Genomic DNA, 2,309 nt, shown 5'->3' on the forward strand with positions numbered 1-2,309 from the left:
GCGATGTATTTCACCACTTACGGGACCGGAAAAGAGGAGGGGTCGGGACTGGGGTTGCAGCTTTGCCTGGACCTGGTGCATCGCAACGGCGGCGAGATGACCGTGGAGTCGGTCTATGGCGAAGGGGCGACCTTCAGCTTCACGATCGCCAAATCTCCTGCGGACGAACGACCCGCCTCGGCCGGGGAGCCGGTTTGATGTTTAATCTCTGTTTTTTCGCTTCGGGGTCCGGTTCGGCCCTTTTTTGTTGCGGGCGGGTTGCCGCTGGCCGAACCACTCTTCGAACCAGTTTTCGGGGAGTTCGGAAGCTCTCTTCGCAGCGGTTTTCTCCGGTGTGGACGTTTTGCTGCTCGCCTTGACTGTCGTTGCGGGTTTCTTCCCGGCTTTCGTGCCGGACGTTTTTGGGCTGCGGACGGATTTCCGATGTCCGTTCCGATCGTCGGGCGCACCGAAAGCCTCCTGCACGGAGGAGTCTTGGCGATAGGATTCCCGGCTTTCGGGTTTCCGGCCGGTTTTACGTCCGGATCGGGTGTCGGACTCCCTGCGGCGGTGGGATTGTCTTCCGCCGGATGTGCGGGCCGAAGGGCTGTCTTTCGATATTTCCGCGATGGGACGTCCGTGCGAGAGCTTATTCAAAGCCCTGACGACTTTTTCGGCTCGGTCGAAGGGAACCGTTGCGAACGAGAAGTCCTCCATGACCCGTACGTCGTCGATATCGTGGTCGGAGAGTCCGCACTCCTGTTTGAGGAGCCGGACCGTCTTGCGGGTATCGTAGCCGTCGCGGGCGCCGAAGGCGAGGAAGATCCGGGCCTTGCCCTTGCGATCGACGTCGATCGAACGGATTTCGGGATAGCTGCTCTCGCTCAGCTCGTTCTTGAACGCCAGGCGCAGCAGGGCGCTCAGGGCCACTTCGGGCGGATAATTCTCCAGTAGTTCGGCTGCCATCCCCGTACATTCGCCGTAACTTTCGCTCTCGACGATGGCGTCCAGATCTTCCTTGATCTTGTTGCGCTTGGTGGCGATGATGTCGGCCGGCGTGGGGAGCTGTTCCAACTTGATGTCGGCCTTGATCGTCCGCTTCAGGAACCCGAATTTGCGCATCTCGGAGGGCGAGATGAAGGTGATGGCCGTTCCCTGGTTGCCGGCGCGGCCCGTGCGTCCGATGCGGTGGACGTAGCTGTCGGAGTCCTGCGGCAGCGAGTAGTTGATTACGTGCGTGAGGTTGCTTACGTCGATGCCCCGGGCCGCCACGTCCGTAGCCACCAGGATATTGACCTGTTTTTTCTTGAATTTGCCCAGGATCTTCTCGCGCTGGGTCTGCGAAATGTCGCCGTGAAGGACTTCGGCCGCATAGCCGCGTTCCAGGAGTTTGGCCACGATCTCGTCCGCGCCCGTTCGGGTGCGGGAGAAGACGATGGGTTCGACGTCGATGATGCGGGTCAGGGCGTCGAACTTGTCGCCTTCGCGCACCTCGAAATAGATCTGGTTCGTCAGGTCGGTGGTGACGTGCTGCGATTCGACCTTCAGGAGGTCGGGGTCGTGCATGTAGTTGCGGGCCAGCGCCGCGATGCGGTCGGGCATCGTGGCCGAGAAGAGCAGCACGCGTTTGGGGCCGGTCATGGCGTGCATGATCTCTTCGATATCCTCGATGAAACCCATGTTGAGCATTTCGTCCGCCTCGTCGAGCACCAGGTAGGCGATCGCCGAGAGGTCGAGCGTGCCCCGGCGGATGTGGTCGAGGATGCGGCCCGGCGTGCCGACGACGATGTCGATGCCTTTTTTCAAGCGCCGCAACTGTTCGGTCATCGAGGCGCCGCCGTAGATCGGGGCGATCGAAAGGTCGTGGGTATTGAACGAAATGAGTTCCTGCGTCACCTGCAGGGCCAGTTCGCGGGTCGGAACGAGGACGATGGCCTGCGGAATGTCACCTGCAGGGCCAGTTCGCGGGTCGGAACGAGGACGATGGCCTGCGGAATATTCCGCCGGGAAGTCAGCATCTGGATAATCGGCAGGCCGAAAGCGGCGGTTTTACCCGTGCCGGTTTGTGCTTGTGCGATGATGTCTTTGTCGGTGGTGAGCAGGTGGGGAATGGTGAGGCTCTGAATGGCCGAGGGGGTTTCGAACCCTTTTTTGGCAATGGCAGTAAGTATATCGTCGGACAGTCCTAAAGCCTTAAATTCTTCTAATTGATTCATTTATGATGATTTGTTGGGCAAAGGTACGCCAAATTATCCGGTTTGACGACTTTTCCGCGAAATCTTTTGTGACGGGGTACGTGTTTTTTCGGGTTCGAGCATAGCCCCTGTTGG

Annotated in this window: 3 protein-coding genes; 1 reads left to right on the plus strand and 2 read right to left on the minus strand. The window is 59.5% G+C overall.

Annotation, left to right across the window (positions count from 1 at the left end; translation table 11 throughout):
* Positions 1–198, plus strand: a 198-nt coding sequence (locus tag BHV64_RS09255; RefSeq protein WP_353744050.1) for an ATP-binding protein, incomplete at its 5' end; no start/stop codon positions are given.
* Positions 199–201: 3 nt separating this feature from the next.
* On the opposite strand, the gene BHV64_RS09260 is transcribed toward BHV64_RS09255, so the two are convergent.
* Both BHV64_RS09260 and BHV64_RS09265 read right to left on the minus strand, forming a co-directional pair.
* The gene (locus BHV64_RS09260) at positions 202–1,875 is read right to left on the minus strand and encodes a DEAD/DEAH box helicase (RefSeq protein WP_288115790.1); all 1,674 of its coding nucleotides are present in this window, start codon (positions 1,873–1,875) and stop codon (positions 202–204) included.
* Positions 1,872–2,195 carry a DEAD/DEAH box helicase gene (locus BHV64_RS09265; RefSeq protein ID WP_288115791.1) on the minus strand — a complete coding sequence of 108 codons (324 nt, stop codon included), beginning with the start codon at positions 2,193–2,195 and terminating at the stop codon, positions 1,872–1,874. Before BHV64_RS09265 ends, BHV64_RS09260 begins: the two co-directional genes overlap by 4 nt.
* Between the last annotated feature and the right edge of the window lie 114 nt (positions 2,196–2,309).

The organism is Alistipes sp. 56_sp_Nov_56_25, assembly GCF_001915285.1.
Taxonomy (GTDB): domain Bacteria; phylum Bacteroidota; class Bacteroidia; order Bacteroidales; family Rikenellaceae; genus Alistipes; species Alistipes shahii.

Bases quoted from the DNA above. Each gene is read 5' to 3' on its own strand.
- BHV64_RS09265 (WP_288115791.1), bottom strand. From the start codon at position 2,195: ATGAATCAATTAGAAGAATTTAAGGCTTTAGGACTGTCCGACGATATA.